Origin of the sequence: Pseudomonas sp. SBB6, assembly GCF_024213215.1 — a bacterium.
GTDB lineage: Bacteria > Pseudomonadota > Gammaproteobacteria > Pseudomonadales > Pseudomonadaceae > Aquipseudomonas > Aquipseudomonas donghuensis.
The window spans coordinates 106,171-131,554 of the sequence record NZ_JANAVH010000014.1 but is presented as its reverse complement, the minus strand read 5'-3'; the positions used below and the strand labels follow the sequence as shown (position 1 = coordinate 131,554).

Below are 25,384 nucleotides of genomic sequence, written 5' to 3'. Positions count from 1 at the left end.
CAGCGTGCCGGCGCCATCGGCGCCAAACGCCGAGGTGAAGTTGGCAGCGAAGTTCTGCGTGGCGTTGGTTGCCAGTAAGGTTTCATCGACTGTCAGTATCGGCTCGGTGCCAGTGGTGTTGATGCTTGGGCCGTCATCTTTGAACACCAGGTTTTGCCCGATGTTGAGGGTGGCTTGGGCACTGTCGCCGTCCTTGTCGGTCTTGGTTGCCGTCAGGGTGACCAGGTTGTCCGAGGTCAGGCTGGTGGAGTCATCCGGATTGGTGGTGTTGGGATGGACCACGGCGCGGAGCTGGTCAAGGGTGACGTCACCGTTGGCGGCGACGCTGACGGTGAACACCAATTGATTGGTCGTGGCCGTACGGCCTTCGACCACGCCGCTGTTGAGCGACAGGTTCACCGCCTCATTAGTGGCCGTGTCGGTCAGCCCGGAAGCCCCGACTACCACGCCCAGCGCATAGGTCAGCGTACCGGCGCCATCGGCGCCAAATGCCGAGCTGAAGTTGGCGGCAAAACTCTGCGTGGCGTTGGTTGCCAGCACCGTTTCATCGACTGTCAGTATCGGCTCCGTGCCAGTGGTGTTGATGCTTGGCCCGTCATCCTTGAACACCAGGTTTTGCCCGATGTTGAGGGTGGCCTGGACGCTGTCGCCATCTCCGTCGGTTTTGGTTGCCGTCAGGGTGACCAGGTTGTCCGAGGTCAGGCTGGTGGAGTCATCCGGATTGGTGGTGTCGGAATGCACTACGGCGCGGAGCTGGTCGAGGGTGACATCACCGTTGGCGGCGACGCTGACGGTGAACACCAGTTGATTGGTCGTCGCCGTGCGGCCTTCCACCACTGTGCCGTTGAGCGACAGGTTCACCGCCTCATTAGTGGCCGTGTCGGTCAGCCCCGAGGCACCCGCTACCACACCCAGCGCATAGGTCAGGGTGCCGGCGCCATCGGCGCCAAACGCCGAGGTGAAGTTGGCGGCGAAGTTCTGCGTGGCGTTGGTTGCCAGCACGGTTTCATCGACCGTCAGTATCGGCTCGGTGCCAGTGGTGCTGATGCTCGGGCCATCGTCCTCGAAGATCATCTTCGAGCCGATTTCGGCGGTCGTAGTCGAGGCTTGGAGCAGCTTGAAACCACCGATATCGAAATCGGCGTGGTTATTGCCCTTGGCGTCGGTGGCCGCGCCGTTCTCGATGAGCACGCGGTTGTGGTCTGCCGTTGTGGTGTATTCAATCTTGTAGCCGGCTTTAACGCCGGTGATGGTCGCAACCCCGGAAGCAAAGCTGATGACAATGGTCGGATCATTCGCCGAGCCGTCCGAGTTCTCGATCACCAGCCCGGTGCTGATGTTGATGACGCGAACATTGCCGATTGCAACCGACGCATCCCCCACATAGCCGTTGATGAAATTCGCGCCAGGTTCCGCAGCGGTACTGAATGCGCTGATTTTTACCACCGCGCTCTTGCCGCTTTGCAACTGCACGACGTCGAACGTGGCCGACCTCGTATTGAAGACATTGGTGAAGTCGATGTTGGCTTCAACATCTGCTTCGTTCTGATCCAGGTTGGGAATGGTCACATTCTGCCGGGCACCGGTGACGAACGAAAAGCGGATACCTTCCTGTTCAACAATCATCTGGTTGTTGGTGCCGAAGGTGGTCGGGCCACCTGCCTGGCTGGTATTGATCGTATCGCCAGTCGTTATATTGGCACCGCTCGACTGGTCGGCGGGATTCTTGCCGGTGGCGATAATGGTCGGGTCCGTGATCCGCAAGACCCCACCGTCGTCGACAACGGTCGGGTTCACCGTCGTGAACATCAGGAACAGGTTTTGCCCGGAAGGCGCATTGGCCAGGCTGAATACCAAGTCCTGGCTAGCACCGATGAACACCTTGTTCAGCAGGTTGAGGGCATCGTCCGGGTTACTGGCGTCCGGATGCTTGAGCGGCTGGTATTCCACGGTCCAGATCTTGCCGCCGGTGACCGGCGATCCGCTTTCTTGAATGTAGGCCGCGAACACGATCGCGCCGGCTGGCCCCCCGGCTCGGCCCAGCAGGATGTTGTTGTTGGTATCGGTATAGAGAAGGATATCGGTGCCATTGAGGGTATCGAGTCCGCTGTCCAGGCCATTGAGCGGTGCGCCCAGGCTGTCGGTGAAGCTGACATCGGTAACGCTGGCTCCAGGTGCAGCGGTGATGGTAAATGCATCGCTGCCCGTGTTGCCCACCGCCCCCGTATAGCCACTCAAGGCTGCACCCGATGCGGTACCGGCCCCCAGCGCTGTCAAGCGGGTAGCGAAGACCGAGGGCAGCGCCGTCAGCAGAATGTCATTGTCGTCAGCGTCTCCCGCAGGGCTTGCGGTGGCCGTGCTGTTCTGCAACCCGGCGGTCTCGTCCAACGAAACGTTCACCCCCGTCGCCACGACACTCAGGGTGCTGGCCACGGTGATGGCAGTGCTGGCGGGGGCGGCGTCTGTCTGGTTGGTGGAGGCGAGCGTGATGGGATACAGGCCGGCATCAGCGTCATCGGTAAGGTCGCTCGTCGGCGATGTGATTTTTTTGCGGATAGTCATAGCGTTCTCCCGAGCAAGCCCAGCCACAGAGGCCGGAGCGTGGACCTTTACTGCTAGATGCCATCACTGTGAACAAGCGTCGGGAGTTGCGCATCGGCCGATACTCCCAGGCCGGATGGGAGTTTCAGCCTACCTGGGAGGGCAAACGAGATGATCTGGGAGCACGCTACCGATCTGGTTGGTGAATTCGGCGTTCCTCCCCCTGCGAGGTTGATCGTTTGCGGGTTTCAGGGGCTGTCGAGGGTAGTCCGACTGGGAATCGTTTTTTTACAATTCATAGCATTTTGACCTTTCTGCGCTAACGTCAATTAACAACGACAGTTATTCAAACCAAAAGAGCAATCCCCTCTCGGGATCGCCAGACGAACAATAGGTGTGAGCAATCTGTAACAACCAGACCTAAACCAGACAAGGAAGCAGTGAATGAACAATGATTACGTGCAAGTACTCAAGCGAGCTGCGTGGACTTTGGTTTTCACTGGATTACCTGCCAGCATGGCCCTGGCAGCCCCCGGCAACTGTTCAACATTGGCCCCCCTACCCGCCGTCCTCGAAGTCGGTGAAGGCATGCAAACGGTGATGGGCTCGGAGGTGGCCATCACTCGATTGGCTGTCGGCGATCCGAAAATCGCCGACGTGCACCTCAATAACAGTAAGGACTTCCTGGTGACCGGCATTGCCCCCGGCGCTACCAGCCTGATGGTCTGGACCGCATGTTCCAGCTCACCTCGCCAGAGCATGGTGTTTGTCCAGGGCAAAGGCGCCGGTTCGCTGGTGAGCACGGTGATGCCGCCCTCGGAAGACCCTCTGCTGCCCAGCCAGGTACAGACCGACATCCGCTTTGTCGAAGTCAGCCGTACCAAGTTGAAAGAGGCCAGCACGTCGATCTTCGGCAAAGGCGGCAGTTTTCTGTTTGGCTCCCCCGGCACCGTCCCTCTGGTGACCGTGTCGCCCGGCCAGCTTGGCAACACGGCAGCCCGTATCCCGCTGGATAATGGCAGTTTCAATATCGGCTTCGGTGGCGGCAACGTGCTTGGCTTGATCAACGCGCTCGAAGGCAGTGGCTTTGCCTACACCCTGGCGCGTCCGAGCCTGGTGGCGTTGAGTGGTCAAAGTGCGAGTTTCCTGGCCGGCGGCGAGATACCTATCCCGGTCCCCAGCAGTGGCAGCGACACGGTCACCATTGAATACAAAGAGTTCGGGATTCGCCTGACCCTGACGCCAACCATCATTGGCCGCGATCGAATCGCCTTGAAGGTGGCACCGGAAGTCAGTGAACTTGACTATGAAAATGGCGTGAGGATCCAGGACTTTATCGTTCCCGGGTTGAGGGTGCGCCGCACTGACACCAGTATTTCTCTGGCAGACGGCGAGAGCTTCGTGATCAGCGGCTTGATCAGTTCGACCAATACCTCATCGGTGAGCAAGTTTCCTGGCCTGGGCGATGTTCCGATTCTTGGGGCGTTCTTTCGCGACTCCACCATCAGCCGCGAGGAAAAGGAGCTGCTGATGATCGTGACCCCGCGCCTGGTACAACCACTGGCGGCGAATGCCCGACTGCCTTCGTTGCCGGGCGAAAAACTGCGTAATTACGACCCGAACTGGTTCCGTATGTATTTCCTCGAAGACGGTAACTTCGACAGGCTCAGCGGCTTGTCGAAATGAGCACCAGGACATTGCAGGAGCACAGCATGAAGACAATGATTGCGGCGTTGGGACTGGTGATGCTCAGCGGCTGCGCCACCGACGGTGGCGCACGATGGTCGGGCATGGGCTCTGCCTCGTGCGCCAAGCCGAGCCCGGATCAGGAACTGTCGCTGAGCATGGCGGATGACATGATCAGTGACGGCAAGTTGCATGCAGGCTTGGCCAATTTGCAGAACCTGCCGCCTGATCTTGCGGCCGTGCGCCTGCGCAAGGCCAAGATCTACCGCATGCTTGGGCAAAACGAGGCCGAGCCGCTGTATCGCAGTTTGCTGGGGACTTGCCTTGCCGCCGAGGGGGAACACGGCCTGGGCCAATTGGCCGCCGCGCACACCGACACCGAGCAGGCGCTCAAGCATTTGCAGCGGGCCGCGCAACTGTCCCCCACTGACGAGAAGATTCGCAACGACCTGGGCGTGGTCTACCTCAAGCAATTCAAGCTCAAAGAGGCCCGTTTCGAGTTCATCACCGCCATGGAATTGAAGCAGTCCGATCAGTTGGCGGCCGTCAACCTGGTGACCTTGCTGATTTATCAAGGTAACTGGAAGCAAGCCTCGGAGTTGGTCAGTCGTATGGGCTTGAGCCCCGAACAAGTCAGCGAAGCCCAGGTACGCGCCGAAAAACTCAAAAGCTCGGCCAAGGCTGTAGCAGTGCCCAGTGATCGGGTAGCAACGGTGCTCGATCCGTCGCCATCCGGTGTCAATCCGCCAACAACGCAGAGGTAGTGATGAAACAGAACATACTCAGCTGCCTGGGACTGTTGCTTCTTCCGCTCGCAGCCCAGGCCATCGAACCCGGTCCTTCATCGCAACAACAGCAGGAAACCGAACACTGGTTACTGCTGCAGTCTCGCGGTCAGGCCGTTTCGCCTATCCCGCAAACAGCAGCGGCCAGCGAGCGGGACCTGAGCCTGCAACGCTGGCTGGAGAGTTACAAACATCCCATCCCCCCGTTCTACAAGGAGTACTCCGGCTCAAACAGGAAGTAACCCATAACGACAAGGGGCCTCTGCCTCCAGCGGGTAAACCCGCTGGAGGCAGAGGCCCCTTGTCGTTGAGGCTTGCCCTCCTCTGCTTACAACTTCCCGAAGACCTTGAACACACCAATGATTGCGGGGCCGATCGCCACCAGGAAAAAGCTCGGCCACAGGCAGAAAATCAGCGGGAACATCAGTTTTGTGCCGATCTTAGCCGCTTTCTCTTCCGCCAACTGGGTGCGCCGGTCGCGAAACTCTTCAGCGTAGATACGCAAGGTAGCCCCGACGCTGGTACCAAAGCGGATGCTCTGCGCGAGCAAGCTGACCAGCCCGCGAATGTCTTCCAGGCCAGTCCGTTCGGCCAGGCGCTTGAGCGCTTCGGTACTGGGGATCCCCGCGCGGACTTCGGAGTTGACCAGCGCCAGCTCCACGGCCAGATCGGGTTGGCTGACCGCCATTTCCTCGGATACCCGCTCGATCGCCTGGGGCAAGGCCAGGCCCGATTCCACACACACCACCATCAGGTCCAGGGCATCCGGGAAGGCGACAAGCAAGCGGGTCATCCGTGCCTGTTTGCGCGCGTTGACGTAAATGGACGGTGCCAGCCACCCCACCCCCAGCGCCACTAGCAGCACGACCATACCGACGAGCAGCGACAGTTTTGGAATCAGCGGCAATGCCAGCACCGCAAGGCCCACCATGGCCAATGGCGACAACAGGCGAATGGCCCAGTACATCTGCACCGCTGCGTGCGAGCGATAGCCGGCATGGGTCAGCAGCGTTCGGGTCGTCGAGGGCTGGCCTTGCTCTACCGAAGAAAAGCGCTGGCCGACTTGCTCCAGCAACAGTTGCAGGTTGCTGGGCGTGCTTTGCCCGAAACTCTCCCCGCCATGACCGCGTTTAATCAGCAAAAGACGCCGCTGTACCGGGTCTTGCAACCCCTGCACCAGCAGCACCAGCGTTGCCACCGCGAGCACTACGCTCAGGCCGATGGCCGCCGCGAACAACAGGCGCGCCAGTTGCTCGTCGCCCACCACACTGTTGATCAGACTCAGCAGATAGTTCATGACCCCCTCCTTGACACCTGGCGATGTTCAAACCTGGATGCGGATGATTTTGCGGATCCAGAAAATCCCGATCAGCATCGCCACAAATGCCCCGATCACCATTTTCTGGCCCAGGGGCTCGTTGAGCAGCATCGGCAGGTAAGTCGGGCTCGACAGCACAATCGCCGCGGACAATACAAAAGGCACGGAGACCAGTATCCAGCCCGACATGCGCCCTTCGGCCGACAATGTCTTGATCTTGCGTTGAAACCGAAAGCGCCCACGAATCAGGCTGCTCAACCGTTCCAGTACTTCCGTCAGGTTGCCGCCGGTTTCGCGGTGGATCAGCACCGTTGTCACCAGCATCATCACGGTCATGCTCGGCATGCGTTCGAGCAGGCCCAGCATGGCTCGACGCACATCGTTGCCGTAGTTGATATCGGCGAACGTCAGGCCGAACTCATGGGCGACCGGCCCCTTATGCTCCTCGGCCACCAACTGCAGGGTTTCGTTGAACGGATGACCGGCACGCAACGCCCGGCACATCGCATCCAGTGCATCGGGCAGGCCTTCCTCGAACTGGGCGAAGCGTTTGCCACGGTCACGGGATATCTTCAGCACCGGCAGCCAGAACGCCAACATGGCCGCAGGGACGGCCAACCACCAGAGTTGGCTGAACAGCCAAACCAAGATCCCGCTTGCCACCGCCAGGACCACCCCAAGCAACAGTACCCGGTAGGCGCGGTAGTCATGCCCGGCTTGCTCAATCATCTGGGCCAGCGACTCCATCGCCGGCAACTGCTCCAGGCGGGCTTCCAACGGTGACAAGCGGCGCAGGTATTTCTGGCGCAGCACCGACTGCATGTTCGCCTGGTTACTGGCGGTTTCCAGCAGGTTCAGGCGGCTACGGATACGCTTGCGTACCTTGCTGGCCTCACCAAACACCGGAACCGCCAAGCCCTGGCTGAGCAGAAACATGGCAGTGAACACCATGCCGAGGAACGCCAGAATAAATTCACCGGGGATTTGGTTCATGTTTATCCCTCCATCCAGTCAGGCCGAAACAGGCTGAGCGGCAGCTCGATACCGCGCCTGGCGAGCACATCGCGAAACGCCGGCACCATGCCGGTGGGGCGAAATTCGCCGAGGACTTCACCGTGCTCACCGATACCGTTGCGCACGAAGGCGAAAATCTCGGTCATGGTGATGATTTCTCCCTCCATGCCGTTGATCTCCTGGACGCTGACCAGGCGCCGTGTGCCATCCTCCTGACGCTCCAGCTGGATGACGACGCTGAGGGCCGAGGCTATCTGCTGACGCATGGCCTTGATCGGAAAGGTCGCACCGGTCATCGAGACCATGTTCTCGATCCGGCCCAGGGCGTCGCGCGCGGTGTTGGCATGGATGGTGGTGAGCGAACCGTCGTGCCCGGTGTTCATCGCCGTCAACATATCCAGCGCTTCGGCGCCACGCACCTCGCCGATCACGATGCGGTCAGGGCGCATACGCAGGCTGTTACGCACCAGTTCGCGCTGGCTCACCTCGCCCCTGCCCTCGATATTCGCGGGACGGGTTTCAAGGCGCACCACATGGGGCTGTTGCAACTGCAACTCGGCCGAGTCTTCGATGGTAACGATCCGCTCGTTGTGCGGGATGAAGCTGGACAGCACGTTGAGCATGGTGGTCTTGCCACTGCCGGTACCGCCCGAGATCAGCACATTCATGCGGCCGCGCACGATTGCCTTGAGCATCAGGGCAATGGAGGGCGTCAGGGTGCCCATCTTCACCAGGCTCTCAGTGTTGAGCAGGTCGACGGCAAAGCGCCGGATCGACATGCTCGGCCCGTCGATGGCCAGGGGCGGGATGATGGCATTGACCCGGGAACCGTCTTTGAGCCGGGCGTCCACCAGCGGTGATGACTCATCAATGCGCCGGCCCAGGCTGGAGACGATACGGTCAATGATGTTCAACAGGTGGTGATTGTCGCGAAAATGCACATCGGTTCTCTGCAACTTGCCAAACCGCTCGACATACACTGAGTCAAACCCGTTGACCAGGATGTCGGACACGCTGTGGTCGGCCAATAGCGGTTCCAACGGGCCAAGGCCAAGCACTTCGTCCGTGATCTGCTTGATGATCAATTGACGGCTGCTGGAACTGACCGGCGCCGAGTGCTCGTCGAGCAGGCGCTGACAGATCTCGCGGATCTGCCGCGTCGCTTCGGCAGGTTCCAGGGAATCGAGCAATGACAGGTCCATGACCTTGAGCAGTAACTGGTAGATCTTCTCTCGCCACTCGGTCTCCACCGGGTTGAGCTTGGTCCGGGTTTCGTAGAGCACGTCCGGTATGGCGGCCTCCCAGGCCATGAGTACACTGACGCAGTTTTCACTGTCGGCCTGTACATTCTGCTCGTCTGCCGGAGCATTTTTGCCGGAATGCTGACGCAGGCGATTACGAAAGTCGCTGAGCATGGCTTACCCTCCGAACAAACGGCTAAAGGTACGTTTAAACAGCCCCCGCTCGCTGGCCACCACCCCGATCAGGTTCTGGTTCAGCTCACGCATGGCTAAAGTCACGGCTGCACGCGGCGCGTGGACCTCCAGCGGTACACCGCTGTTCTGGCTTTCACTGACCACCGAATAGTCGTTGGGGAGCTTTTGCACGTCGGTGCAGCGCAGGGCCTCGGTAATGTCCTTGAGGCTGACCGGCGAGGTTTTGTTGTAGCGATTGACCACCACCTGCAAGCGATTGCCCTGCACACCCAGGTCGTCGCGCAGAATGCGTGTCAGGCGCGTGCCGTCTTTCAGGTGGCTGAGGCTCTGTTGCATCACGATGTAGATCCGGTCCGCCTGCTCCAGCGTGACGCCCGTGAGGTGGTCGATTTGCCGCGGCAGATCCACCACCACCCAGTCATAGGTACTGCGCGCCAGCCGCAACAGGCTTTCCAGTTGTTCCAGGCGAACATCCTGCGACAGGCACAGTTCACCGGTACGGCCACTGAGGACATGCAGGGTCGGGCTGAAGTGGCTGCAGAAACCGCGCAAGGCGATGCTGTCCAGCTCGTCGACCTGTTTCAACACTTCCATGTGGCTGTGTGTCGGCAGTACATCCAGGCAGTGGGCCACCGTGCCGAACTGCAGGTCCAGGTCCAGCAGCAGGGTTCTGCCACCGCGGATGCTCAGCTGATGGGCCAGATTACAAGCCAACATGGTGGCGCCCGATCCGCCCTTGGCATTCATCACCGCCACCAGCTTGCCACCTGTGCCCTGTTCGGCATGGACCTCCAGCAACATGCGGTTGATGGCCGCCTGCAGGTCGTCAGCCGCCACTGGCTCGGGCAAGAAATCCCGGGCGCCGGCCTGCATCGCCATGCGCATGCCTTCACGCTCATCCAACGGGCCGCAGACCAACAATGGCGGTCGCTCTTTGAGCGGATGCTGCAGCAGGGCCGCCAGCTCCTCACGCCACAAGTGGCTGACCCGCAACAGCAACAGATCAGGCATTTGCTCCAGCCCATACAGCGGGTCGGTGTGACCGTTGCTCACCAGGCGCGTGTTGACGTTCAGGTTGGGCAGGCCCTGGCTCAACGTTTTCAGATGGTTCAACGCCGCCACGTCACGTCCACTGATCAATAGGCGCATGCCTGTTTTTTCAGTCACGCTGGCGACGGGAGCTTCTTTGGTATTTAGCATGGCGTAATCTCCGGGGTAACTCCCGCCTCGGGTTGCCGACCGAGGCTTTCACGCGGCACGGTCGACCTGTATACCGGCAGGGTGAACCCCCCACCGAACCCGGGAATCAACAGCTTGAAGGTGAAGTTGCTCAGTTGTAACTGGATATAGCGAATGGCCCGAAAGCCGCTGGCGCCGCTGAGGTCGCCGGGGCTTGCGACCACCGCACCGTCCTCGTCCAGGTAGACCAGGTTCAGGTTGGCCGTGGCCAGGTTGCCGATCAGACTGCTCGTACCACTGTTAGTGGCCGCATTGAAAATGGCCCGACGCAAAATCACCGGATCATGGATATCGCACACCGCCGCCAGGCGGGCACCGCGGCGAACGCTTTCATTCAGTGCGTTGACGGTGAAATACAGTCGGCCCATTTCCAGCACGCCGAACAGCAAGGTGAAAAACACCAGGCTGGTAATCGCGAACTCGACGACATACACACCGCGCATGCGCTTGAGATTCATCATAAGGCCCTCATCACCACGGTAGAGGTCAACGTCAGGCCAAGCGGTTCGCTCTGGCCATAGAACGCAGGGATTGCGCTACCGATCACCGGCAAAAAGGTGTAGTCGATACTGACCTGGACGTGATCAGTGCCCACTACCGTCACCGAGACTTTTCCGGTGCTCAGCCCCGGTACCACCGCCGGGTAGCCGTTGGGGTTGGCCGGCACGCCGTACACCGCAACGCTCTGGGCCTGGGCGCGAAGCGTGTCGCTCACTTCGACCTTGCCCAAGGTTGCATTCCAGGCCTGGCCGGCGACAAAACGTCCGGCATCCCGACTGGCTTGCATCAGGCTGTTGTACTGGAACAACATGCGGCCGAACTCACCGAAGGTGAACAGCAGCAGCAACAGCAGTGGCAGCGTAATCACCATTTCCACCATCGCCAGCCCACGCTGGGCCTGCGGCGTCTTGCGTCCACGGTGTCCCATAAGGCCTCCTAAGAGTCGGTACTCGGTGTCTGGCTGTTATCGATATAGGTTTTGTACAACTGAATGATCTGCGGGCCTGCGTCGTTGACAGGATTGGGGCCGGGCACATTGTCGCCCTCGCACTGTTTGACGAACTGGCCGAATATCTGCGCCGAGTTGCCCTGTTGATTTGCCGGTTGCATCACGTAATAGCAGCCGAAGCTCAACACCGGAATCGACGACGCCCCGTCGTTCTTGCCAGAGCAATCACCGATCACCACTTTCAGAATCCGCCGCTCGAACGCGCCGTTGCCCAGGCAGCCGCCACCTGTGCCGGCAACACAAGCGGCAGAGGCCCGTACCCAGTCGTTGTAGTCGTACAGGGCTTCACCAGTGGCCGTAACCAGGTTGCCATTGGTGGAGGTGATGGTCTGATTGTTGTACTGGATCTGTTCCGGTGTACCGGTGTACGTCAACGACTTGGCGTTGACCGCAATCACCAGGTCCGGCGGATAGTCCGCAGCGCTGAGGCCACCTGAATATTCGTTGAAGCGCGTATTCAGGCCTTGAGAGGCAGGCCCCACGGTGTTGCCCGGTTTGGTCAGGACGTTGTCGCCGACGCTATTGCACTGATTGATGCCGCCCGCCAGGCCTTTCCTCACGGTGTTGCCACCCGAGCCGAAGTCGAGCAGCTGAAAATTGCCGGGGCCGATTGCCGAACTGTTGTTCGCCGCCGTTTTCAACACTTGCAAATCACCGAACTTGAACCCCCAGAACATCCCGGTAGCGGGGTCGTTCTTGCTCGGGTCGCCACACACCATCAGCGGCGTGATATCGCACGGGCTGGCAGGGCTGGGGCCGGCGGTGGCCACCGCGGCCACGGCCTTGTTCGGGGCAACGCCATCGCCGATCGCCTTCAACATGCCCCAGAAAAAACCGCTCAGCGGGTAATTGGCGACCGATACCCGTACATAGCTCGCATTGGCCGGGCCCGGAAAGGAAAAAGGCCCATAGACACTGGCAGACAGCTCTACCGTGGCGAAGCCGGAAACATTATTGCCAACAGCGCTGGCCAGTTCCTTGTTGCCACTGGCGTTGGCATTAAGCGTCAGTGTGCCCAGGGCAGCGGCTTGCGTGAGGCTGGCCGAGCCGGTTGCACCGTATACCTCGCTGAGGGTCTTGGCCCCGCTCAGGGCTGCGGCATCGACAGCATTCTGCAGCCGCGCCTTGTTTACCAGCATATGGCCGCCGTCCAGCGCCAAAGCCCCCATCACCAGGATGGCGGCCATGGCGATCACCGCCAGCACAATAATGGTTCCGCGCTGTTGCCCTGGAAACGCACGGAGTGGTTGGTGGATACGTGCTCTCATCATCAAGCCCTCCAGAGTTCTGCCGACCTTGATCTGCCGGGTGCCGTCGCCCACCACCGCCAAGCGGCGACGCTACCTGGTGGGCGATGCCTGCAACGGTTGCGCCTGTCAGCTACAGAGTGTTCACGCGTTTGACTTCGATACCGCGGATCAGCGTGATGCCACTGACGCCAGATCCGCCCTTGCGCTGGACGATCTGCTTGACCGGTGGCACTGGCGCAACCTGGGCCAGCTCCACCGGCTTGGTGACCGGTAGCTTGTTGTTGTCCAGTGGATTGCGCAGGGCCAGTTGCAGCTTCCCGTCCGTCATGCCCTTGACCAGCAGTTCCGCTTCGTCGGGCGTCATTTCCAGGGTGACCGCACGTACCACCACCGGCTGGGTCTTGTCGGTACTGGCGGTCTGGTCCACTGCCAGTACCCGCAAGTCCTCCAGAATGGTGCGGGACTCGGCGTTACCGGTATTACCTGTCTGCTTGGTCGCCAGGACATCGACCCGATTACCCGGCAAGAGGAACCCGCCCACCCCCACCACATCATCCACACGTACCGAAATCGCACGTTTGGTGGGTTCGATCAGCGAGGCCAGCGTGCTCCCGCCCAGGTGCTCGGCCAGACGCGCACCGCGCACGATATCGCCGTTCAACATGGAGAATGTGGCGATCTTGCCGACGACCTTGTCGATGGCGTCGAAGGCATCGTCGGGTACCGTGTCCTTGGGCATGCGCACCAGCGTCACCTGCTGCGCCTCGACCATTTGCCCGAAAGCGATTTCCACGGTGGCCACCACCACGTTCTGCTGATTATCGTCGGGGCTGGCGTTGAGTCGGGCACTGAGCCAGGTGTTGGCCATCCACGCGGCGCCCAACCCCAGGATCACGGACAAGGCAATCAAGATGAAAGTACGAGAACTCATGGCGGTGTCTCCTTATCTATCCCAGGAAGTCGAGCTGTACGAAATAGTTGTGCCATGCCCACTCCAACTCCTGCGGCGTCAACGGCCCGGTGCCGCCCAGGTAACGCTGGCGGTCGAGGGCCATATTCAACAGGTCACGTGGGTGGCAAGGCACTAGCGGCATGTTTTCAACGCCGTAGAGTTCCTCAAGCACGTAATGCAGTAGCTGCGGGTCGTGAGACATACCCAGGCGCTCGCTTTCCTGGCGCCAGATCCGTTCGTATTCTTCGGGTTTCAGGTAACCGAACTGCAGCTTGTAGCCAATACGCCGTAAGAACGCTTCGTCGGCCAGCTCCAGCGGATTGAGGTTGGTGGAAAACACCAGGATCAGGTCGAACGGCAGCTCACAGTGCCGCCCACCGCCGAGGTTAAGAAAGTCACGTTTCTCCTCCATCGGCACGATCCAGCGGTTGAACAGCTCGGCCGGCGACATGCGTTGACGCCCCATGTCATCGATGACAAACAGGCCATTGCTGGCTTTGAGCTGCAACGGAGCCTGGTACTGACGCGTGAAAGGGTCGTAGCGGACATCCAACTGCTCCATGCTCAATTCGCCGCCGGTAATGACGATCGGGCGTTCACAGCGCAGTAGCCGGCGATCGATCCCTTCATCGAGCAGCAGAGCATTCTGCAGCTCATCGTCGCCACCCAGGCGCCGGTGTACCTGTGGATCGAAAATCTCGATCACCGCATCGTTGATCGCAATGGCATGAGGTACCCAGATGGTTTCATCGAACAGGCGTATCAAGCGGCTGCTGACATAGGTTTTGCCAGTACCCGCCGGCCCGTAGATCATGATCGCGCGGCCGGAATTGAGCGCCACACCCAGTTGGTCGAGCATGCTCTGCGCCAGGACCACCCCGCCAAAGGCGTGTTGCATGTCTTGGGCGTTGATACGACCGTGGTGAATGGTCTGCAGCTTGAGCAGCGCGCGATAGCTACTCACCGGAAAAGGTGCCGCACCGATATACCCGCTGCGCGCCAATGCATCACGGGCGGCGCTGCGACCGCGTTCAGTCAGCCCGTAGCGCAAGGCTTGACCACCGGTTTGCCCGAGAATTTCGACACGACCGTCCTTGCGCAGGAAGGTCAGTATTTCTTCAAGTACCGCGCCTGTCAGGGCCAGGCGTTCCACCAGCCGCGACATGTCCAGCACACCGGCATCGTGCAGATGCTTGCAGACCAGATCACCGAGCAAGTTGTCCGCCAGCCCGGTTTCACGGATGGTGCGTGGCTGTGGCGCCAGCCGCTGCACAACTTGTTCGCGCTCATCGTGAGTAACGCTGCTGCTGTTGCTGATGGCGTACATAGTGTTCTCCTGACCTACTGGCCGAAGGGCAGCCAGAAGACACTGGTCAAAGTGCCGAGCAGGACTGCGACTGAATAGGGAAAGGGCTTGCCTGCCACTTCATCAACCGCTGGCGAGAAATAGGCCCTGGCTTTCAACATCAGCCAGTAGCGGCCCATGGTCTGCTGTACTTGACCGCGGACGAGGACAATCAGTATTCCGCATAGACCGCCGGCTATAAGGCTGAACAACGCGGTCCACAAGGCATCGTGAGGAGTAAGAAAGGCGCCGACCATGGCCATTAATTTGACGTCACCGGCCGCCATCCCCCCAAAGGCATACATCGGGAGAAAAACGGCAAAACCGATCAGCATGCCCAGCGCCCCATAACCGAGCCCGATAACACCCAAGGTGTAAACCTGGCCGGCCAAGCCCAGACCCAAACCCAGCAAGACCAAGAGGTTGGGAATGCGGTGATGGCGAAGATCGCTCAGCACCGCTATACCCAGCAGCCCCAGCAACGATGCAATAGCGACTGATTGCTCCATGCTCATGACTGCAACCCTCTGTGGACGGTGGGGTGTTAGCAAGTGGTGCCTTTGACTGCGCAGCCCAGGCTTTTAATGGCTGCACTGACGTTACCGCCCAGGGTGACAAATGCGGCAACAGCGCCCAGCGTTATCAACCCACCCGCCACCGCATACTCCACAATGGTCAGGCCATCTTCGTCTTTGATGAACTTCACTACCGAAGTCTTGATCGATTGCAGATTCATTTTGCTCACCTCATTCAGTGTGTTTTCTTAATAGCAGCACTTCTCGTACTGCCTGGGTGAACATTAGTCAGAAGCACAACGCAGGGGTTAGGAGTTTTTTGCTCAACGCTAGGAGTTTTTTGCGAGTTTTTTGCGGTATTAGCCGCGCAAGAAAAAATACTAAGCACACCGTCTTAAATCCTAACGCACGCGATCAATAGGGAATAACTTACATAACGTTGCAACCTAATCGCAGGCGAAACTCGGTCGCCTCCCGCTACCCTGCAAAGACCCGAAACAGCGCCAATACGCCGAGAAACAAATCTCGCAGAATCGGTCTAAGCAAGCGCTTTCTTATCAGGATTTGATCTGCTCACAGGCAACACAACGACGATACTGGTCAACGAGGAAGAAATATCAGGAGCGGGGCCAGGACAGTGAAGTCTGACGCGCCAAGAGACTGGATTGTTGGGGGGCTCGGCACGCAGGCCTTTAGCCTGCGGCGCCACGGCTGAGAAGACTCCACCTTGTCCGAACGGGATCATGGTTAACCAACCAGGCAGAGTCCATATGATGCGTTTTTATCCTCGCGACACGTCCCTCAGCCTGCGGCAAGGTGTTCGTCGCCGCCACGGCCCAGAGGCTAGCAAGCTGCTGGCGCTCTGGGCGGGGCCGACGATGCGCGTTGTGCCGCTAGCAAGTGGTGCCTTTGACTGCACAACCCAAACTGGTAATGGCGGTGTTCACGTTACCCCCCAGTGTGACGAAAGCGGCCACGGCGCCCAGTGTAATCAAACCACCCGCTACCGCATATTCAACAATCGTCAGGCCTTCTTCGTCCTTGATGAATTTCAGCACCGACGTTTTGATCGATTGCAGATTCATTTTACTCACCTCATCTAAGTTCTATTGGCCGAGGCGGAGACTTAGTGTGCCGCCTGTTTGCATCCTAGTCAGGAGACCTAACGAGGGGTTAGGAGTTTTTTATTGATTACTAGGATTATTTTGCAGCACTGCCTGCCCGGCGAGGTTAAGAAAACGAGAAACAAGGAAGGAATGAGAAAATGAAACCTGAATCGGCCAACTTGCCATTTCTGCTGTGGTTCGATCGCACCCGGGATCGATCGGCCGAGGCGTTGGTAGCGCATTTTCGCCCGACCTGTGAATGTCGTATCGCCAAGAACGCCGCGTTGTCCGAGCTTGCGGGTGAGCGCCAGCCAGATATGGTCTGCATCCACTATGACCGCCCCGACATGCCTGGCCTCAACCTGCTGCTGGAGATCAAGCACGCGTCCCCCTCGATACCGATCGCCATGTTCACCGTACAGCACTCCGAGGAGCTTGCCGTATGGGCCATGCGCTCACGTGTCTGGGAGTACATCGTGCTGCCCCTGTGCAACAGCGAAAAAGGCCGCTTTCTGCACGCGCTGCAGCAACTCTGCGAGCTGCGCCGCAGCACTCACTTCCCCAGCAAGAAGCCCCTGATCGAACATGGTCCGTCGCTGCCGGACAGCATCCGGCTGACCGCAGAACACCACAAGCACCAGGCACTCAGTAACGTATTGCTCTACATCGACCAGCATTTACGTGACAGCATCGACCAGAAAGAATTGGCAAAGCGCTGCGGCATGACCACCTTTCGCTTCAGCCGCCTGTTCAAGGAAGTCAATGGCCTGGGGTTCATGGAGTACATCCTGAGCAAACGGATGGACTATGCCAGGGAGCTGCTCGACAACAGCCAGATGCCCATCACCAGCATCGGTTACGAAGTCGGATTCAAGGACCCTTCTTATTTTGCCCGTGCCTTCAAGCAATTCGTCGGGTGTACACCTAGCGAGTACCGGCAGCTCCCTCGAGCTGAGAGCTCCGGGGTAGAATCGACATCAACGGAAGAACTCTCGGAGGTCGTCGAAAGCCTGCGGCTGGGTGCCAAACGCTGACGGATGGCTACGTGCCATTAGCCCGTTTGTGCTAATCGACCCTTCTCTTTCCCGGCGCTATATTCCTCTTCACCCCAGTGTTCCCCAGTGCCGCAGCGTTGCCGCGCGAGGGATCGCCGTGCCTGCAACAACACAACAACACCAAGGAAGAAGCGCCATGAAACCTGCATTCAACACGCTCACCCTGCTCAGCGCCCTGCTCGTCGCCCTCGCCGGCTGCCAGACCATGAAACCCAACGAAGATCGCCTGAAAACCACAGCCCAGACGACGATCGGCGAGCCGGTGACCAAGATTTCCAACGTGCGCAACGACAACAGCGCCACTTACTTCATCGCCAGCACCGCTTCAGGGGATTACAACTGCGAGCTGCCCAGCGGCGTCATGATCGGGATCGCTTCGATGGGCATGGGGATGAGCGCCCACTGCTACAACAAGAACAGTGGCCGGCCGCAGAATCCGCTGCAGCGCTATTGATCCTCAGCTAAACCGGTTCTGTGCGGGCTTCACGCAACGAGCGCAAGGTCGCGCGTAACTCGGCCGGGCGCACCGGCTTGGACAGAATCGCGATCTGGCGGTCATGCAGGGCCGCCTGGATCCTCTCCACCTCATGCCCGGTGAGGATCAGTGCTGGCACCGCCCTGCCCCGTTGCGCACGTAGCTGGTCGATGCACTCGATGCCGGTGGTCTGGTTGCCCAGGTCATAGTCGGCGACGATGATGTCGCAGTCGCTGAGCAGGTCCTTGCCACTGGATTCGGCCTGCACTTCGCAGCCCCAGCGTTCAAGCAAGGCTTTGGTGGCCAGCAGCACGTTGCGGTCATCCTCCACCAGGCACACTTTCAGGCCGGTCAACAAGCCGACCTGGCTCGCTTGCTCTCGGGTGATCGGCTGCCGGGGTGCTTCAACCCTGCGCAAGCCCAGCAGGCTCACCGCCGTGCCATGGCCGACCCGCGAACGTATCGCCACCTGCATGTCCATCATCCGGCCCAGGCGTCTGACGATCGACAGGCCCAGGCCCACGCCTTCAACGTCCTTGTCGCGTAACTGGCGCACGCGGTAGAACTCCTCGAAGACCTTGGGCAATTCGTCGGCATCAATGCCGCAGCCCTGGTCATAAACGACAATGGCCAACCCGTCACCACGCTTGCGCACACCGATCAATACCGGCCGCTGCGGTGCGTACTTGAAGCAGTTGGACAGCACGTTCTGGACCATGGTGGCCAGCAGCGCCGGGTCAATCTGCACCCAGTGCTCGGCCACCCGCAGGCGCAGTTCGACGCCGGCCCAACGCGCCGCTTCGGCGTTCTGGCGCACCAGGTCGTGGAGCAGATCAGCCAGCTGTACGCATTGCAGGCGGGGTTGCAGGCGCCCGTTGTCGAGGGTGTACAGGTCGAGAATCGAGCGAAACAGTTGCGCGACGTTGAGCAGCGAGCGGTCGATGTTGTCGACCAGGCGTCGCTCCTCCTCGCCCAGGCGCGCTTCGCGCAGGCAAGCGGTGAACAGGCCGATCGAGTGAATCGGTTGGCGCAGGTCGTGACTGGCCTGGGCCAGAAAGCGCGACTTTTCCAGGTTGGCGGCGGTCGCTTCTTCGGAGGCCTTGCGCGTGCGCTCAAGCAACAGGTGCGCGTACATGGGGATGACCGTACTGGTGATCATCAACATCAGCACCATGAACGGTTGCGCCTGCCAGTAAGGGGTCAGCCGGTAAACGCAGAGCAATGCCAACAACGCCAGGGCGGTGGCGATCGCCAGGTATCGCGAGCCATAGCGCATGCCATTGCCCAGGTTGACCCAGACCATCACCGCGTACAGCGGCAGCGCGGCCTCGCCACCCACCACCAGGCCGTAACAGGTGCCGGTGTAGTCCTGGACCATGCTGAAGATACGCCGGGCCGGATAGTTGCCCGGCCAGCGCACGATGACCTGGCGCAGGACGATCGACAGCAGCAGGAACAGGACGATGTAGATCATGATCGGCAGGTACGTGTTGACCTGCTGCCCGGGCAGAAAACCCAACACGCTGATATAGACCATGGCAAGGCCGGCGACAATGATCCGCAGGTTGGCCTGGTCGAGCTCGGTATTTTTCTCGAACTTCATCGGGAACATCCTTGTGCGACAGTCGTCATATCCAGTACGTACACCGGGCAGCGTCCGTGCCCGGTGGTAAAGTAACACGCCTGTAAGGAACGCCAGGCCCAGGGAGGCACTCGACATGGCATGCCGGATCATCATAGCTGACGACCACCCGCTGTTTCGCGAAGCGATGGTGGGGACTGTCCAGCGCCTGTTACCTGATGCGCTGATCGAACAAGCCGGGGATTTCGACAGCGTCCTGGCACAGGTTGCTCGCGGCGCGGAGCCCGACACCCTGCTCCTTGACCTGCGCTTCCCCGGGCTTACCTGCATCACTCAGTTGGTCGACTTGCGTCAACAGTTGCGCCGCACCACCCTGATTGTGGTGTCGATGGTCGATGACCCGGAGCTGATCAGCGAAGTGATGGCCGCCGGTATCGACGGTTTCATTGGCAAGAACATCGCCCCCGACGAGATCGGCCAGGCGATTCTGGCCATTCGCGAAGGCGAAGTGCTGGTGCGTTTTGCTCCGTCCGGGTTGCTGCCGCTGGACACCAGTGCAGTGGCCACCACCCTGACCGCGCGTCAGCAAGAGGTGTTGCGCCTGATCGCCCAGGGCAAGACCAACAAGGAAATTGCCCGCGCGCTGGATATCTCGCCCTTTACCGTGCGCATTCATGTGTCGTCGTTGTTGCGCACCCTCAACGTGCCGTCGCGGGCCGCCGCGGTGAAATACGCCGTCACACCATAGGGGCCGGCTTGCCCCGCGATTTCACTACTGAAGCCCAGGCTCGTCAGGCTTTCGTCCGCTGTCGCAGTGTGAATGCCCAGCGTTTTTTTATCGCCAGCAAGCGTGAACATCCGCCCACCGACTATATTGATAAAGCCGCCCGCTGCGGCAGGTGGGAAGCGCAGCCGTCCGTTTTTTCCACACCTTGGGACATCACCATGGTCTGACATCGAGACGGCGAACATGCTCTCCAGTCAATCCTCCAGGATCACGCCTGAATCGACACCCTCATCACCGCCACTCAAATTCAACCTGAGCTGGGGGCTGCTGGCGATTGTAATGACCGTTGCAGCCGGCGTCTTGGCTCACTGGCAACCACCCTACCCTTACCCGGCCACCCCCGTTTCCGAGCGAAGCTGGGTGGACCAACTGCTGTACCCCCGCGAGGCGAATGGTGAGTTGCGGCTATGGCAACCCGCCCGCAAACTCAACTCCATCGCGGCCTCCGCAAATGGGCAATACCTTCTGGCTGTTGGCGACAGCGGCGCCGCCCTGTTCTCTGACGATAGCGGCAAGCATTGGCGCAGCCAGGTCAGCGGGTTGACCAAGGACCTGACATACGCGTGGATCTCCGATGATGGCAAGCAAGGTGGCGCCGTCACATTCTCGGGTTCGGTCTATGAGATGCGCCCTGACAGCGGCACCTGGACACCAGATACTCGTTCATCTGGAATTCCGATAGGTCCTCCGCAGCTCCCATCACCATCGCCGTACTTTAATAATCGTTCACCCCGCTGGCCCCAAGGCATGCCACCCGGAACACAAATAGAAAGGTCTCTGAGCAAGGACGCCTCGCAAACCTCCAACGATAGTCCGTGGGGGCTGGTGGTTTCTCCAGTGCCTACCGACTGCAAACACGCATGGGCCATTGGCGACTATGGCAGCATCGTCACCAGCGAGGACTGCGGGAAAACCTGGAAGGTTAAGGCCAGCGCATTGCCTGGCAGCCTCTTCGCCATAACATTCCTGGCCGATGGCAAACGCGGCTGGGCGGCCGGGTACGCTGGCGTGTTGCTGCGAACCACCGACGCGGGTGAGCACTGGCTGCCGACCGTCACCGGCATTCACTCCACTGTGACCTCGATCATGTTCCTCGAAAATGGCCACGGATGGATGGCCACGGAGGATGGGGAATTGCTGTCGAGCACGGATCTAGGGCGCTCCTGGCGTTTGCTGAAACCACAACCACAACCCCAACTGCCAGGGCTACGCTGCGTCCACTTTCAAGCGGATGGACTGCGTGGCAGGATCAGCAATGGCGAGGGGGCGTCCTTGTCTACCACAGACGGCGGCTTGAAGTGGAAAAGTGTTGCCAGGGACAAGCCTGCGGACGTGCACACCATGACGTTCTCTCCAGACGGCCTGAAGGCCCCTCCCAAAGCAAAGGACGGGACGATGGTGTCCAACGATTGCGGCGCTACCTGGCGCTTGCAGCCCACGCCTGATGTCCAGATGACTGCAACCGCGACCTACAGCACGGGCAACGGCCTTGGCTGGATGGCGGGCGAGGACGGCCAGATGATTGCAAGCGTCAACGGCGCGGCGCAAAAAAGCTACTCGCCGGCACGCTCCACGCGCTTGGCCATGTGGTTCAGTGATGCCAACAACGGCTGGGCCGTCGGCCTGCACCCTGCCCTCACGCGCACCCGGGACGGCGGCAAGACCTGGGCAATCGTGCCCACTCCGATTCAATACTCCCGCTACCCTGCGCCGTGGTTCTGGGCCTCGCTGCTGCTGATCGCCTGGATGTGGATGCGTGCATTCCAGACCCGGCCGCCCCCCGTGGAGGATGGCGTCGCCACCATGGCCGCGTCGGATGCGCCAACCCAAGACTTCTGCCAAGACCGCCTGCGCTTCGGCCCACTGGCCAAAGGCATTTCGCGTTTTCTGCGCAACGAGGCCACGGAGCCGCCGCTGACGCTCGCTGTTTCCGGCGACTGGGGTACCGGCAAGAGCAGCCTGATGACGTTGATTTGCAAAGACTTGCAGAACAACGGCTGCCGCCCGGTATGGTTCAACGCCTGGCACCACCAGAAAGATGAGCAGTTGCTCGCGGCCTTGCTCAGTGCCGTGCGCGAGCAGTCGCTGCCTTCCTTTTTCGAACCGAGCGGGTGGATATTCCGCTGGCGACTGCTGGTACTACGCACGAAAAGGCATTGGTTCGTGGCCAGTCTGTTGGCACTGTCCGCGGTCTGGTTGGGGGCCTACCTGTCGGCTCATGAGGCAGGTCAATGGCAGTCGCTTTCGACACTGCTCGACAAAGCCTCGGCGCCCCAGGACGACGGGATCACGCTGGCGTTTCTCGGATCGCTGAATCTGGGGCCGCTGGCGGCGAAACTGGCAGGGCTGGTTACAGCGTTCGTTGCCTTGCGCAAGACGCTAACCGCTTTCGGCGCGGATCCGGCCGTGTTGCTGTCCAACTCGGTAGAGCAGTTTCGACTCAAGGAAGCGAATGCCCTGACCAGCTTCCGCTCACGGTTCGCCAAGGAGTTCGAGGAGGTCACCCAGTGTTTGCCTGGGCGCTTGGTGGTGGTGATCGATGACCTGGACCGTTGTCGCGCAGAGGCTGTCCTGGAGGTAATGGAGGCCGTCAATTTCCTGGTGTCGTCAGGCAAATGCTTTGTTATCTTTGGCATGGCCACCAACCGGGTACAGGCGGCGCTGGCGTTGTCCTTTGAAAAGATCGCCCAGGAAATGACCGAACTCGACAGCTCTAGCCAAGCGCCGCTCACGGCTGAGGCAAAAGCCGAGTTGGAACGTATGCGGCGACGCAAATACGCCCGTGACTACCTGGAAAAGCTGATCAATCTGGAGATCGCAGTACCGGATACTCCCAGCGACAAACCGCACTCCTTGCTGGAAGAAACCGCAGCCGACTCAACGCCACAGACGGCCCTTTTCAAACGACTGAAGATTGCAGTCACTACGGTTTTTTGTCTTGTTGCACTCGGCTATGCATGGCATTCAGGCCAGCACTATCAACTCCCGCTTGCCTCGGCGCAAGCTTACGAAACCACGACAAACAAAACAGCTGCGACACCCCCTGCCAGCGTACCCGACGACAACAAACAAGGCAGCTCCGCACTGCCTGAAACCAATCTTGACAGCACCGTCACAGCCAACCCCTTCCCGCCGAACGAAGCGTTGGATACGCGTAACGATATCGCCTTTACGGTGGTAGCGATCATCGTGCTGCTGGTTACCACGGGTTTGACCTATGCGCTTTTGCGTTTGCGCCGCACTCTGTACAGGGTGCAGGACTCACCAGCGTTCAAAGCGTCTCTGGTGGCATGGTCGCCCTTGGTCCAGAAGCATCGCAGAACACCTCGAGCGCTCAAGCGTTTTGCCAATCGCTTGCGTTACCTGGCAATGCTGCAGCAGGCCCAGCGGTTTGATCAGTCCGGTTGGGACATACTGCCAAGGCGTCTAAGGGAGTGGCTAGGGCTGACAGTAGCATCCGGATCTTCGGCGGCCGAAGCCAGTATCGCTGAACACCGGATCGTGGCCCTGGGCGCGCTCTATGAGGTGTTCGGTAGCGACTGGAAGAACTGCGCCAAAGACCATCTCCCCGAGAGTGAACTCGCCGATCTGGCCAAGGTGTCGATCAAGGCCTACTGTGCGCCAGGCCTGGGGGTCACTTGGCCGCCCTCGGAGGAGGAGATACAGCGTTTTGCCCAATCATTGGCTGGGGTGCGTATTCCTTCTTGATAGCTTTTTCCAACGAATCTCGGCCTCATGGGCAGGGCCAGATCGAACGCCAGTGTTCGACCTGGTGAGGCCCCTCCCCCCGCCATCACCGCACCCAGCGTGACTCGCTGTTCTGCAATGCCGTGGCAATGGTATCGAGGCGGTTGTCCGGCAGGGTCTCGGGCAGCAGATCGGTGCCGGCGCTGACGAACAGCTGCGCATGGGCATTGCGTAACTCGGCATAGGCCAGGTCGCGCTTGAGTTGGGTCTGCAGGTTGTTGAGCTCGCCCTGGATCAGTTCCAGCTCTCCGATGTTCTGGGTCTGATAGCGGTTGCGCAACTGCTCGGCGATTTCCCCGTCCAGGGTTGCCAGCTCTTCGCTGGTGCGGAACTGCCGGGTCGCCTCGTTGAAGTTGGCGTTGGCCACATACAGTTGTGCCAGGACCGCCATCGACATCGCCTGGCGCCGGGCTGCCGCTACATCCTCGCCGGCCTTGGCAACCTTGATGGCGGCCGGTGCCGAGAGCACGTTGAACAGGTTCCAGGTGACCTTGACGCCGTAGTCCGCCCAGCTCTGATTGACCAGGAAGGAGTTGCTGTCGTAATGCCCGCCGGCGGAAAACTCCAGGCCCGGCAGCAAGCGCAACATGGCCTTGCGTGTTTCCGCTGCGCTGATGCGTGCCTGGTAATCCTGCTCGCGCAGTTCCGGCCGACTGGCCAGGGCCTGCTGCTCAAGCTGGGCGAAATCGCCTTTGAACTGCGGCAGCGCATAGCCCTCCTGCGGCGCCAGGCTGAAATCGGCGTTCAACGGCAGGTTGATCAACGCCGCCAGTTCGGTCTTGGCCAGCGACAAGGCGCGACGCTGCTCTTCCAGCTGGCGGGTCGCTTCGATCAGCGCACGCTGATAGCTGAGCACCTGTACCGGGTCGCCCAGGCGCTGCGCACTCATGTGCTGGCTATTGCTGCGCGCCTCGGCGATGCGCCCCATGAGGCTGTCGATCTGGGTCAGCAGACGCTGCGCCGCCACGGCGCGCCAATAGGCCGAGCGTACATCCTGGGTGATGGTATGGATGACCTTGCGCCGGCGCTCCTGGAGAATCAGGCGCTGGTCGGCCTGCTGCTTGGCGCTGACATAGCTGACACCGAAGTCGAGGACGTTCCACACCATGGTCAGGTCGGCCACCTCGCGATCGCGGTCCTGGGAGGTCGAGGGTTCCAGGGACTGGGTACCCGTTCGCACACTCTGGCTGCTGGACGCACTGACATTGTTACGTCCGGCATAACCGGCTTCCAGTGCCATGCGCGGCAACATGTCGAAGCTCGCCAGGTCGACCTGGCGCTTGGCCAGCGCTTCTTCCATGACTTTCAGTCGCGCCTCGAGGTTGTACTTCACCGCCCGTGCCATTGCCTGATGCAAGGTCAGCGGCCCCCTGAGCGGTTCCTGGTCCTTGAACATCGCGCTAATATCGGCGCGTGCACGGTCCTCACTGACCTGCCTGTCTATCGGCTGGCTGGTGACCGCACAGCCGCTGATGGCGAATGCCAAGACGCTGACCCCGAGCAACTTGTGGTTTTTTTTCATCCTTGGGCCGCCCCCTGGTA

Annotated in this window: 22 protein-coding genes; 7 read left to right on the top strand and 15 right to left on the bottom strand. The window is 60.2% G+C overall.

Features of this window, described 5'->3' with window-relative positions; translation table 11 throughout:
- On the bottom strand, window positions 1–2,562 hold a 2,562-nt coding region (locus tag NLX68_RS23045; RefSeq protein ID WP_254285955.1), incomplete at its 3' end, for a DUF5801 repeats-in-toxin domain-containing protein.
- A gap of 423 nt (window positions 2,563–2,985) precedes the next feature.
- Here NLX68_RS23045 and NLX68_RS23040 point away from each other — a divergent pair.
- From NLX68_RS23040 to NLX68_RS23030, 3 genes are read left to right on the top strand one after another with little or no spacing between them, the layout of a single operon-like run.
- Window positions 2,986–4,227, top strand: coding sequence for a type II and III secretion system protein family protein (locus NLX68_RS23040; RefSeq protein ID WP_302056318.1), 1,242 nt, complete (start codon window positions 2,986–2,988; stop codon window positions 4,225–4,227).
- A 26-nt stretch (window positions 4,228–4,253) separates the two neighbouring features.
- Window positions 4,254–4,991, top strand: coding sequence for a lipopolysaccharide assembly protein LapB (locus tag NLX68_RS23035; protein WP_254285953.1), 738 nt, complete (start codon window positions 4,254–4,256; stop codon window positions 4,989–4,991).
- 2 nt (window positions 4,992–4,993) lie between these two features.
- The gene (locus NLX68_RS23030) at window positions 4,994–5,254 is read left to right on the top strand and encodes a DUF3613 domain-containing protein (RefSeq protein ID WP_254285952.1); all 261 of its coding nucleotides are present in this window, start codon (window positions 4,994–4,996) and stop codon (window positions 5,252–5,254) included.
- Between the two features lie 86 nt (window positions 5,255–5,340).
- Here NLX68_RS23030 and NLX68_RS23025 read toward each other — a convergent pair whose 3' ends face one another.
- From NLX68_RS23025 to NLX68_RS22970, 12 genes are all read right to left on the bottom strand, one after another.
- Window positions 5,341–6,309: a type II secretion system F family protein gene (locus NLX68_RS23025; protein WP_254285951.1), complete on the bottom strand. Its 969-nt coding sequence runs from the start codon at window positions 6,307–6,309 to the stop codon at window positions 5,341–5,343.
- A gap of 27 nt (window positions 6,310–6,336) precedes the next feature.
- Complete coding sequence (locus tag NLX68_RS23020) at window positions 6,337–7,323, bottom strand: type II secretion system F family protein (RefSeq protein WP_254285950.1); 987 nt, start codon at window positions 7,321–7,323, stop codon at window positions 6,337–6,339.
- 2 nt (window positions 7,324–7,325) lie between these two features.
- A complete protein-coding gene (locus NLX68_RS23015) occupies window positions 7,326–8,759 on the bottom strand; it encodes a CpaF family protein (protein ID WP_254285949.1) in 1,434 nt (477 codons plus the stop codon).
- Window positions 8,760–8,762: 3 nt separating this feature from the next.
- A complete protein-coding gene (locus tag NLX68_RS23010; protein WP_254285948.1) occupies window positions 8,763–9,980 on the bottom strand; it encodes an AAA family ATPase in 1,218 nt (405 codons plus the stop codon).
- Window positions 9,974–10,477 (bottom strand): TadE/TadG family type IV pilus assembly protein, encoded by a 504-nt coding sequence (locus NLX68_RS23005; RefSeq protein ID WP_100783273.1) that lies wholly within the window; start codon window positions 10,475–10,477, stop codon window positions 9,974–9,976. Before NLX68_RS23005 ends, NLX68_RS23010 begins: the two co-directional genes overlap by 7 nt.
- Window positions 10,477–10,947: a TadE/TadG family type IV pilus assembly protein gene (locus NLX68_RS23000; protein WP_254285947.1), complete on the bottom strand. Its 471-nt coding sequence runs from the start codon at window positions 10,945–10,947 to the stop codon at window positions 10,477–10,479. The genes NLX68_RS23005 and NLX68_RS23000 overlap by 1 nt, the downstream gene beginning before the upstream one ends.
- A gap of 8 nt (window positions 10,948–10,955) precedes the next feature.
- A complete protein-coding gene (locus NLX68_RS22995; RefSeq protein ID WP_254285946.1) occupies window positions 10,956–12,299 on the bottom strand; it encodes a TadE/TadG family type IV pilus assembly protein in 1,344 nt (447 codons plus the stop codon).
- 109 nt (window positions 12,300–12,408) lie between these two features.
- Window positions 12,409–13,209, bottom strand: a complete 801-nt coding sequence (cpaB, locus tag NLX68_RS22990; RefSeq protein ID WP_254285945.1) for a Flp pilus assembly protein CpaB — start codon at window positions 13,207–13,209, stop codon at window positions 12,409–12,411.
- 16 nt (window positions 13,210–13,225) lie between these two features.
- Window positions 13,226–14,557 carry an AAA family ATPase gene (locus NLX68_RS22985; RefSeq protein ID WP_254285944.1) on the bottom strand — a complete coding sequence of 444 codons (1,332 nt, stop codon included), beginning with the start codon at window positions 14,555–14,557 and terminating at the stop codon, window positions 13,226–13,228.
- 14 nt (window positions 14,558–14,571) lie between these two features.
- Window positions 14,572–15,090 (bottom strand): prepilin peptidase, encoded by a 519-nt coding sequence (locus tag NLX68_RS22980; protein WP_254285943.1) that lies wholly within the window; start codon window positions 15,088–15,090, stop codon window positions 14,572–14,574.
- A gap of 29 nt (window positions 15,091–15,119) precedes the next feature.
- Complete coding sequence (locus NLX68_RS22975; protein WP_010226124.1) at window positions 15,120–15,311, bottom strand: Flp family type IVb pilin; 192 nt, start codon at window positions 15,309–15,311, stop codon at window positions 15,120–15,122.
- A 672-nt stretch (window positions 15,312–15,983) separates the two neighbouring features.
- Window positions 15,984–16,175, bottom strand: coding sequence for a Flp family type IVb pilin (locus NLX68_RS22970; protein WP_010226123.1), 192 nt, complete (start codon window positions 16,173–16,175; stop codon window positions 15,984–15,986).
- 179 nt (window positions 16,176–16,354) lie between these two features.
- On the opposite strand from NLX68_RS22970, the gene NLX68_RS22965 reads away from it, so the two are divergent.
- Window positions 16,355–17,230: a response regulator transcription factor gene (locus NLX68_RS22965; protein WP_254285942.1), complete on the top strand. Its 876-nt coding sequence runs from the start codon at window positions 16,355–16,357 to the stop codon at window positions 17,228–17,230.
- A 157-nt stretch (window positions 17,231–17,387) separates the two neighbouring features.
- Window positions 17,388–17,705, top strand: coding sequence for a hypothetical protein (locus NLX68_RS22960; protein WP_254285941.1), 318 nt, complete (start codon window positions 17,388–17,390; stop codon window positions 17,703–17,705).
- Window positions 17,706–17,712: 7 nt separating this feature from the next.
- Here the strand turns inward: NLX68_RS22960 and NLX68_RS22955 are convergent, their stop codons facing one another.
- Window positions 17,713–19,329 carry a hybrid sensor histidine kinase/response regulator gene (locus NLX68_RS22955; protein WP_254285940.1) on the bottom strand — a complete coding sequence of 539 codons (1,617 nt, stop codon included), beginning with the start codon at window positions 19,327–19,329 and terminating at the stop codon, window positions 17,713–17,715.
- 115 nt (window positions 19,330–19,444) lie between these two features.
- Between NLX68_RS22955 and NLX68_RS22950 the strand changes: the two genes are divergently transcribed.
- Together NLX68_RS22950 and NLX68_RS22945 are read left to right on the top strand one after the other, a co-directional pair.
- Window positions 19,445–20,056 carry a response regulator transcription factor gene (locus NLX68_RS22950; protein WP_254285939.1) on the top strand — a complete coding sequence of 204 codons (612 nt, stop codon included), beginning with the start codon at window positions 19,445–19,447 and terminating at the stop codon, window positions 20,054–20,056.
- 222 nt (window positions 20,057–20,278) lie between these two features.
- Window positions 20,279–23,803: a P-loop NTPase fold protein gene (locus NLX68_RS22945; protein WP_254285938.1), complete on the top strand. Its 3,525-nt coding sequence runs from the start codon at window positions 20,279–20,281 to the stop codon at window positions 23,801–23,803.
- A gap of 85 nt (window positions 23,804–23,888) precedes the next feature.
- Here the strand turns inward: NLX68_RS22945 and NLX68_RS22940 are convergent, their stop codons facing one another.
- Entirely contained in the window at window positions 23,889–25,364 is a 1,476-nt protein-coding gene (locus NLX68_RS22940; RefSeq protein WP_254285937.1) for a TolC family protein, read from the bottom strand.
- Window positions 25,365–25,384: the final 20 nt, after the last annotated feature.

Excerpts from the sequence above, each read along its gene's own strand:
- NLX68_RS23040 (WP_302056318.1), top strand. The coding sequence starts at position 2,986 with ATGAACAATGATTACGTGCAAGTACTCAAGCGAGCTGCGTGGACTTTG.
- NLX68_RS23035 (WP_254285953.1), top strand. The coding sequence starts at position 4,254 with ATGAAGACAATGATTGCGGCGTTGGGACTGGTGATGCTCAGCGGCTGC.
- NLX68_RS23030 (WP_254285952.1), top strand. The coding sequence starts at position 4,994 with ATGAAACAGAACATACTCAGCTGCCTGGGACTGTTGCTTCTTCCGCTC.
- NLX68_RS23025 (WP_254285951.1), bottom strand. The coding sequence starts at position 6,309 with ATGAACTATCTGCTGAGTCTGATCAACAGTGTGGTGGGCGACGAGCAA.
- NLX68_RS23020 (WP_254285950.1), bottom strand. The coding sequence starts at position 7,323 with ATGAACCAAATCCCCGGTGAATTTATTCTGGCGTTCCTCGGCATGGTG.
- NLX68_RS23015 (WP_254285949.1), bottom strand. The coding sequence starts at position 8,759 with ATGCTCAGCGACTTTCGTAATCGCCTGCGTCAGCATTCCGGCAAAAAT.
- NLX68_RS23010 (WP_254285948.1), bottom strand. The coding sequence starts at position 9,980 with ATGCTAAATACCAAAGAAGCTCCCGTCGCCAGCGTGACTGAAAAAACA.
- NLX68_RS23005 (WP_100783273.1), bottom strand. The coding sequence starts at position 10,477 with ATGAATCTCAAGCGCATGCGCGGTGTGTATGTCGTCGAGTTCGCGATT.
- NLX68_RS23000 (WP_254285947.1), bottom strand. The coding sequence starts at position 10,947 with ATGGGACACCGTGGACGCAAGACGCCGCAGGCCCAGCGTGGGCTGGCG.
- NLX68_RS22995 (WP_254285946.1), bottom strand. The coding sequence starts at position 12,299 with ATGATGAGAGCACGTATCCACCAACCACTCCGTGCGTTTCCAGGGCAA.
- cpaB (WP_254285945.1), bottom strand. The coding sequence starts at position 13,209 with ATGAGTTCTCGTACTTTCATCTTGATTGCCTTGTCCGTGATCCTGGGG.
- NLX68_RS22985 (WP_254285944.1), bottom strand. The coding sequence starts at position 14,557 with ATGTACGCCATCAGCAACAGCAGCAGCGTTACTCACGATGAGCGCGAA.
- NLX68_RS22980 (WP_254285943.1), bottom strand. The coding sequence starts at position 15,090 with ATGAGCATGGAGCAATCAGTCGCTATTGCATCGTTGCTGGGGCTGCTG.
- NLX68_RS22975 (WP_010226124.1), bottom strand. The coding sequence starts at position 15,311 with ATGAATCTGCAATCGATCAAGACTTCGGTAGTGAAGTTCATCAAAGAC.
- NLX68_RS22970 (WP_010226123.1), bottom strand. The coding sequence starts at position 16,175 with ATGAATCTGCAATCGATCAAAACGTCGGTGCTGAAATTCATCAAGGAC.
- NLX68_RS22965 (WP_254285942.1), top strand. The coding sequence starts at position 16,355 with ATGAAACCTGAATCGGCCAACTTGCCATTTCTGCTGTGGTTCGATCGC.
- NLX68_RS22960 (WP_254285941.1), top strand. The coding sequence starts at position 17,388 with ATGAAACCTGCATTCAACACGCTCACCCTGCTCAGCGCCCTGCTCGTC.
- NLX68_RS22955 (WP_254285940.1), bottom strand. The coding sequence starts at position 19,329 with ATGAAGTTCGAGAAAAATACCGAGCTCGACCAGGCCAACCTGCGGATC.
- NLX68_RS22950 (WP_254285939.1), top strand. The coding sequence starts at position 19,445 with ATGGCATGCCGGATCATCATAGCTGACGACCACCCGCTGTTTCGCGAA.
- NLX68_RS22945 (WP_254285938.1), top strand. The coding sequence starts at position 20,279 with ATGCTCTCCAGTCAATCCTCCAGGATCACGCCTGAATCGACACCCTCA.
- NLX68_RS22940 (WP_254285937.1), bottom strand. The coding sequence starts at position 25,364 with ATGAAAAAAAACCACAAGTTGCTCGGGGTCAGCGTCTTGGCATTCGCC.